At 54.2% G+C, this 7,687-nt stretch carries 7 protein-coding genes; 4 read left to right on the top strand and 3 right to left on the bottom strand.

Translation table 11 applies throughout. The features are described 5' to 3' along the window. Positions 1–13: 13 nt before the first annotated feature. Together Q8X51_RS32030 and Q8X51_RS32025 are read right to left on the bottom strand one after the other, a co-directional pair. Positions 14–1,705 (bottom strand): DUF1302 domain-containing protein, encoded by a 1,692-nt coding sequence (locus Q8X51_RS32030; RefSeq protein WP_407694894.1) that lies wholly within the window; start codon positions 1,703–1,705, stop codon positions 14–16. Positions 1,706–2,123: 418 nt separating this feature from the next. Beyond that, positions 2,124–3,044 (bottom strand): LysR family transcriptional regulator, encoded by a 921-nt coding sequence (locus Q8X51_RS32025; RefSeq protein WP_407694895.1) that lies wholly within the window; start codon positions 3,042–3,044, stop codon positions 2,124–2,126. 224 nt (positions 3,045–3,268) lie between these two features. On the opposite strand from Q8X51_RS32025, the gene Q8X51_RS32020 reads away from it, so the two are divergent. The 4 genes from Q8X51_RS32020 (at position 3,269) to Q8X51_RS32005 (ending at position 7,315) form a co-directional block, all read left to right on the top strand. Beyond that, positions 3,269–4,342 carry a hypothetical protein gene (locus tag Q8X51_RS32020; RefSeq protein ID WP_407694896.1) on the top strand — a complete coding sequence of 358 codons (1,074 nt, stop codon included), beginning with the start codon at positions 3,269–3,271 and terminating at the stop codon, positions 4,340–4,342. A 63-nt stretch (positions 4,343–4,405) separates the two neighbouring features. Next, positions 4,406–5,218, top strand: a complete 813-nt coding sequence (locus Q8X51_RS32015; RefSeq protein ID WP_407694897.1) for an SDR family NAD(P)-dependent oxidoreductase — start codon at positions 4,406–4,408, stop codon at positions 5,216–5,218. A gap of 76 nt (positions 5,219–5,294) precedes the next feature. Further along, positions 5,295–6,515, top strand: a complete 1,221-nt coding sequence (locus tag Q8X51_RS32010) for a cytochrome P450 (RefSeq protein WP_407694898.1) — start codon at positions 5,295–5,297, stop codon at positions 6,513–6,515. After that, the gene (locus Q8X51_RS32005; protein ID WP_407694899.1) at positions 6,512–7,315 is read left to right on the top strand and encodes an SDR family NAD(P)-dependent oxidoreductase; all 804 of its coding nucleotides are present in this window, start codon (positions 6,512–6,514) and stop codon (positions 7,313–7,315) included. The genes Q8X51_RS32010 and Q8X51_RS32005 overlap by 4 nt, the downstream gene beginning before the upstream one ends. Before the next feature lie 189 nt (positions 7,316–7,504). Here Q8X51_RS32005 and Q8X51_RS32000 read toward each other — a convergent pair. Further along, positions 7,505–7,687 (bottom strand): hypothetical protein (locus tag Q8X51_RS32000; protein WP_407694900.1); only part of this gene is annotated, 183 nt, incomplete at its 5' end.

Below are 7,687 nucleotides of genomic sequence, written 5' to 3'. Positions count from 1 at the left end.
ATAATAGCTCCCGTTAGAATGCAGTTTGATAGGTGAGAATTAGCGTATCGCGGTCATGCAGGTTCGCGAGCCCGCTGTAAGCGTCCGCACCCCCGATATGACCAGTACGGCCGCCACGGGCAGTGTAAGCAAGATCGAACTGGTGTTTCATGGTGCCAGCGAAATACTCCAGGCGTGGGCCGACCTTGATGAGGTATGAGTCTTCCGGCGCGATACCGGCATTGTTAGCCGCTGAGTTGCCATATAGGCCATAGTTGACGAACATTGGGAAAGACAGATCAATGCTGGGGAGCACCTGCTGCCAAACTGGCGTGAAGTTGACGCCTACCGAGGCCGCGTTCTTCGTGGAGCAGTTACGCAGCAACTCTTTATTGGCGCAGCGTCCAGCCACCGAGCCACCTTCGCTATCACTGGCGTTGAAGAACTGTTCGTTGTCCGTCACTTTGACGAGATGCGTGTAATCCAACTGTGCGGCAATTGCACCACTATCAAACAATGCATTCTGGTTGATCGTGATGGCGCCACTGAGCAGCGCGTGCACGGTTTCACCTCGGGCGCCGTCTAGATTGCCTGGCTCCGGCTGGCCAACAGCGATGAATTGACCGGTGGAGTTTAGCGGCATGTTCTTGCGGTAGTTCACTTCTGCACCAATGCCAACAGACTGCCATACACCGTTCCATGTCAGACCGTATAGCTCGATGTCTTTGGCGTAGACAGCCCGTGCATACGGTGCCCTTGGGTTTCGAATGACAACTTGGTTTGCCCAGCTCGCATTTTTGTCGTCGAACTTTCGATACCACAGACCGAAGCTGCTGTCCGAGGCCCATTCAGGAGACCAGCGCAGCCCGACCGCCACATCGCCGTTATCGCCTTCCTTCGGACTATGACGTGCCACGTTCGGAGCCAGAAAGTCTGGCCCGCGTAGCTGACCGTCGGCGACGGCGAAATAGGTTCCGCCTTCCGAAACGCGCGAAGGTTCAAATTCGTACGTGTACTGCAGCATCACCGACAGCTCTGGAATCAACTGCCAGGTTGTAGCGACCTGACCTATTGGCAAGGCGGTTTCTTTGGCTGAGGCGCCGGGACTGAGGTCACTAAGCAGGCCATCGTTCGGGCTCATCGAGTAGGAGATGCTGCTGCCATTACCGAGTAGATACTCTCCCGGCAGCCAGGCGAAGCTACCCGCTCGCACGTTCAGATCCGTACTGCCGATGTTAAAATTACCCCAGACAAAGTAATCCCGAAACTCAGCGGACGGTCCTGAATAGTAGCGATTAACCACGCTGGAAAATCGATTGTTGCGATAGTTCGCCTGGGCTTCCAGCCCGGGAGCACTCTCGCTTTTGTCGGGAAAATTATTGTCGTACCAGGCTGCACCGCTTAGGCGCAGGCCATACTGGTTTTTCCAATTGAGGTCGAATTCACTGAACAGATCAAGGCGGGACAAGATGGTGTCACCTTTGTCGAACAGGTAGTTGCCTTCATCGACATTGACATTGTTCGCCAGATTCTTGTCGCGACCAGAGACGCGCCATCCATTGTTAAAACGCACGGTGGTGTCCAGGCTCATGGTGAGATCGGGATTACCACTGTCGATACTGAACGCATGAACCGTATCAACCTGGCCCATCGCCAGGGCAAGCCCGGCGAGCAGGAAGGGCGCCGACATGTAGGCTGACGGACCGGTCCTTTGGATAATTCGCATGTTGCACCTCACTCTTTTTATTTTTTGGGGCTGGAAGTGTGTGTCTATGCTTTGCAGCTGGCTGCTTACCGGCAGGCATCTATAGGCTGGCCATGGCAGTTTTGTGAAGGCTGCAGCGTGTTGAGATTAAATCGTCGCACGTTCATATACGTGCACGCCATTTATATTTTCGTTCTGCTGACAGAGCAAGGTGTCTTGTGCATCTACGATGGATAATTTCATACAACTGTATTAATCGGGTGGTGCGATCTTTTCGACAGTCAAGGCGGGATATCGAATTCAACAGCGAGCCACAAGGGCAGACAGTGATGGCAGGGCGAGCGAAATAGCGAGTCTGCTGCTGAAGTCAATCGACACAGAAGATCTCATGGCTCTACGTGGGGATGATGCCGGCGATCAGCGTAAGGCGAGTGAGGTTCTACTGTTTCGATCTGCTGACCGGGCTGTGGGCGAGGGACATGGCGTGGTGTTGTAGAAACTCTACAAAGGCGCTGACCTTGGTTGGCACATATCGTGCGCTGGGATAGACGGCACTGATTAAAACTGAAGCCTGCGGTTTCCAATCCTCAAGCAATGTCAGCAAGCGGCCTTGTTTAATGTCGTCTGCCACGTAGACCAACGGCAATCGAACGATGCCATGACCAGCGAGGGCTAGCTCTCGCTGGAGGTCTCCGGTGTTGGTGACCAGACCATCGAGCAATTGCACGCTGCAAGACTCGCCATCCCTCTCAAAACACCATGGATTGCTTTCGCGGGTCAGCTTGGTATGCATGCATCGGTGGTCTGACAGTTCACGAGGATGAAGGGGGGCACCGAATCGAGCCAGGTAATCAGGTGATGCACACACTGCCAACGGCAGGTCCACGATGGGCCTAGAGATATAGCCCAGTGGGATTGGGCCAAATATATGAATCCACAGGTCGATCCCCTCCGCCACCATATCGACGGGCCGGTTGAGTATGTCTACCTCAACTTTTACGTTTGGGTAGCTATCCATATACTCCTTCAGCACCGTGATCAGAGGTTTGGGCATCTCTGGCGCAGCGATACGCAGAAGGCCATGGAGCTGTCGTCTATTGGTCTGTACCTCAGCATCCAATTCGTCCATCTGTTCCAGTAACCTTTCGCACCCCTCCAGATAGATCTGTCCTTCTGCGGTCAACTGCAGACGTCGGGTGGTTCGCTGAATAAGCCGTACGTCAAGGGTGCGTTCCAGTTCGGCGATCTGTCGCGAGAGCGAGGGGGCTGATATTTCGAGCAGGCGAGCTGCATTGGTGAAGCTGCCTGCTTGGATCACCGCGACGAAGGCGCGCATGGCGTGGATTTTATCTAGGGCCATTTTGGTCTTCTTGTCACCAGTCGATACTTGAAATCTATAGGGTTATCGGTCCTTCGTATAGCGGATGACGTAGCTGATCGGACTGCATGGGTCTTTGAAGAGGACTGGATTATTGTGTGGTGTGCAATGGTCCATTTTGATATGGCCGATATATCGTCTCTCTCCGTGCGGTTACTATCTTGTACGACGTTCCTAATATTGAATAATAATGCGGAATTCTTTCTATGCCCAAGCTCCAGTCTGTCTACCCTCGGGGCCATTTCTTCCAACAAATGGCAGGTGCTCATCAGGTTGATGCAGCCGCTATGGTTTCCACACGCGGGTTCTTTGGTCTGTATCCGTCAGCAACCTTCCTTTATGGTTGTATGCGCACCGATGACGGCGAGATGTTTGAAATCTGTCGGCGGGTGTCCCACCACGGTGAGGGCGTAGCTACCGGGATTGCAACAGATGATTCCGCACTCTCCAAGCCTCCTGCAGTTCTTCTTGTGATGTCGACTGAGGTTGACGGAGAACAGTTGCGCTTTGACCTGAACTCGATGCAGCTACAGGCCACCACCGATGACTGTGAGATATCCCTGGAGGGTAAGGATGCAGTCTGGAAATCTGCGGCAGGCGCTAGCGGACGCCCATTTCGTATCACTTTCAATGAGTCAAGTTGCTCATGGCATGAGGAAGGTCTTTTTAGCCTTTCTGGCCCCATTCTGAAGCCGGGGTTGCACTGGTATCTGCCTGGCCGTGACTACGGCACCTACTATGTTTCGCAGATTTTCGAACTGAAAGGCGAGATTAAGGGACGGCCCTGCGAAGGCATGATCGCCTTCGATCAGACCTACATGGGGCAGGGTGGAAATCTGTACAAGAATAAAGATCTCGTGATGGAGCATCAGGGCCATAACGTCTGGTATACCTGGAGTACCCGCTACGAAGATGGCAGTTATGAATGTGGTCATTTCATGCTGGGCAATGGCCCACTGGGTTTTGCCGTGTTTACGGATGGCGAGCAAGTGGTCGCTACTCGAGACATAACAGGGTTTGTTACTCCTCGGGAAGGATCGCCTTTTGCCGAGCGCATCGACTTTGTAATCGACGGTGAAAAGTGGGAGTTCACTCCTGATCCTCGCGGCGCAATGCCAGACATGATGCGCAAACACCCGCCGACCCCTCAGCAGGAAGGTTTTATGCGACGCGTTGGCGAAACTCGTAAGCCGATAGTGTGGTTCGCATGGGGGGAAACCGAGGAAGAGCATGGCCTGAGTCCACAGGACCGTTTGCCTATCGAACCGATTTTCGCCTGATAGAAACGCCTATAACGCGTGGCTTGTCAGCACGACCAAAAATTTCCAGATAATGGAGCGGGTATGAATTTTATTTCGACCAATCGCCTTGTCGACTTACAAGGCCAGGTCGCCATTGTGACGGGCGCTGCGCGTGGAATCGGTCAGGCTATAGCTTGTCGTCTGGCCGATGCTGGCGCTTCGGTGGTAGTCGTTGACCTTGCTGAACAGGCGTGCGCCGAAACGCTGGCTCTGATTGCCGAGTCCAGTGGCAAAGCCATAGCGGTTGCCGCAGACGTCACCAGCGAAAAAGACATTCAACGTATTGTTGATACCACCGTCCAGGCGTTCGGATCGGTCGATATTCTGGTCAATAACGCGGCCTTGCGGGGTTGGTCTACTTGGGAATCTATTACCCAGGAGAACTGGGATCGTTTCATGGCAGTAAATACTCGGGCGGTGTTTTTCCTCTCCCAGGCCGTGGCAAAACAGATGATCAGTCAAGGCAACGGGGGCGCGATGGTAAACATCGCCTCTACGGCGGCAGCGCATCCCGTGCGTTTCAAAGTGGACTACAACACTGCCAAGGCTGGCGTAGCGATGATGACAAAGTCGCTTGCCGTTGAACTGGGTCCGCACGGCATTCGCGTCAATGCCGTTGGCCCTGGTGGTACCCGTACTCCGGCGGCCGCTCCCGTCACGGGGCAACCGCAGGTCGGCTTGTCTCCTGAGGACTTGCGTAAGTTGGGCGAAGCATGGTTCTCCAGGGTCCCTCTTACCGACCTGCCAGCAGAACCCGATGAGATCGCTCGAGTGGTGCTTTTCCTCGCAAGCCCACTGGCCAGTTACGTGACAGCTCAGGTTATTTATGCGGATGGAGGGTATCTGGCTGGCTGACTCGCATCCCGAGCCATCAGAGCAGTGTCTACCATGAGGCTTGACTGACCTCGCTAAATCCTTTGAGGATAAAATGATGTCGCATGAAGCAACTCCTATTGTTCCCGTACCTGCCCACGTCCCTGCGCAAAGAGTGGTGGATTGGGATTTCGCCAATCCACCTGGAGGCGAGACAGACATCAATGCTGCTTGGAAGCTCCTGCATAACGGGCCGGATATTGTTTGGACCCCACACAATGGCGGGCACTGGATCATGACTCGCGCTGAGGACATCGAGTTCGTACAGAAGACTCATGATCCTTTTTCCATGACTGATGTTGTACTCCCGCCTACGGAGATGCTCAGCATTCTCCCGCTGGAGGCCGACCCGCCTGAGCATGCCGCCTACCGTAGTGTCATCAATCGCTTCCTGGCGCCAAAGGCCGTCAGCGAGCTAGATTCCGGTATACGTGAACTGACGGTGTCGCTGATCGAGGCTTTCCGCGAGCGTGGAGAATGCGAATTTATTGACGACTTTGCAAAGAAGCTTCCGATTACGATCTTCATGCGCCTGGTGGATCTGCCTCTGGACGATCTGGACGACCTCTTTGCCTGGACCGAGGAAGCAGTGCGCGGTAATGCCGAGCGCAAGGCTTGGGCTCAGCAGCAACTCTTCGGCTATCTCGGCTCGATTATCCAACAACGTCAGCAGAGGCCTGGTGCAGACATGATCAGTGCGATCGTGAACGCTCAGGTCTTCGGTCGCGCCATGACCCCAGAAGAGATCAACGGAATGCTGGCCAATGTGGTGTTTGGCGGCCTGGATACCGTTACGTCATTGATGGGCTTTACTGCTTTGCACTTGGCGCGTCATCCTGAGCTGCGTCAACAGCTTCGGGAAAAGCCGGAGCTGATTCCTACCGCAGTAGAAGAAATGCTGCGAATGTTTGCGCCTTCAAGTACGGCGCGCCTGATAATGCGCGACTTCCAATACAAGGATGTCTTGTTCAAGGCTGGTGACAGGCTTTATATACGCCCCATCTTGCATGGCATGGACGAGCGCAAGTTTGCTTGCCCTATGCATGCAGACTTCGAGCGCAAAAATGCCGCTCAACACGCGGCGTTTGGCAACGGGCCACATCGTTGCGCGGGAGCCTTATTGGCCCGTGCGGAGTTGCGCATTTTCCTGGAGGAGTGGTTCAGACGTATTCCAGATTTCCAGCTCAAGCCCGGTGAGCAACCGCGCTTCGAGGGCGGGATGGTGAATTGTGTGACGCGGGTACCGCTTGTCTGGCAAGTTGCGGAGCATGGAATATGAACTCCGATCGCTTGCAGCGACTCTTTGGCCTGGATGGAAAAGTCGCTGTCGTGACCGACAGCGGTGCAAATTCAAGCGCCGAGGTGGCTCTGCTTCTGGCCGAAGCAGGTGCCACCGTGGTACTCGCTGATAATGATGAAGCGACTGTTCAAGCCACCGTCCAGAACATTCGGGACGCAGGGGGGCAGGCATCGGGCTTCAATGTAGATGTGGAGTCGGAAGCCTCGGTCCTGGCGCTCTTCGACCAGGTTCGCAGTACTTTCGGGGATTTGGATATTCTAGTTAACTGTGCTGCAATCAATGCAAATCGCCCACTTCATGAGTTCCCGTTGAGCCTGTGGGATGAAGTCCAGTCGGTGAATCTTCGATCAGTATTTCTTTGCATGCGCGAAGGGATAAAGCAAATGGTTGTGGGAGGGCACGGTGGGCGGATTGTCAATATCACCACGATGGGAGCAAGGCATCCTGTCCTGCATGGCAATGCTGCCTATGCAGCTTCACGAGCCGGCGTGAGTGGGCTGGTCCGCTCTGCGGCCCTTGATTACGCCGCACACTCCATACTGATCAACGAGGTTCTGCCAGGCGCAATTCCTGGAAAGGTCCGTTTCCATTCCGATAACCAAGCCGCGCTGCTGGCTGGGAGCACTTTTACCGGGCCGGCAAGTGATGCGCTGCGTCTACCACTCGGCTATGGGCGGGCGGAGGATATTGCTGCAGCGGTTCTGTATTTGGTTGGCCCTAGCGCGACTTATATGACAGGGCAGTCCATCGTCCTCGATGGAGGGTTTCTGCTCACTTGACGATCTGCATCGTGCACTTACACGGCTTACCATTAGCTGGATAGTGATCTCCAAAGTGCGCAGGTTACAGTGGGTGGTTTTTAGAACGGAGGATAAACTTACCTTCCTTATAAGGCCGACCACTAAAGGACGTCTACTTATCTAAAATCCGACCAGGCGCAAAGTAGCTGGTCGACGAGCATGTTGTACTTAACTCATTGACTGTGCTTGCACAAGTTCGAACTGATGATGGCGAGTTGCGAGCAGGTTTCCTGATACAAAAGCACGAATAACAAGAGCAAGGTTGAGGATGTGAGCATGCGTATTACAAAAAAGGCCGTTTCGTTTAGGCAAGTTGGTACTTTCCCGGTGCGACAATCCGATAGCCGTTTC

The organism is Pseudomonas sp. Yb2C2 (assembly GCF_052112325.1).
In the GTDB taxonomy this organism is placed as follows: Bacteria; Pseudomonadota; Gammaproteobacteria; order Pseudomonadales; family Pseudomonadaceae; genus Aquipseudomonas; species Aquipseudomonas marginalis.
This window is presented reverse-complemented; position numbering and strand designations above follow the sequence as displayed.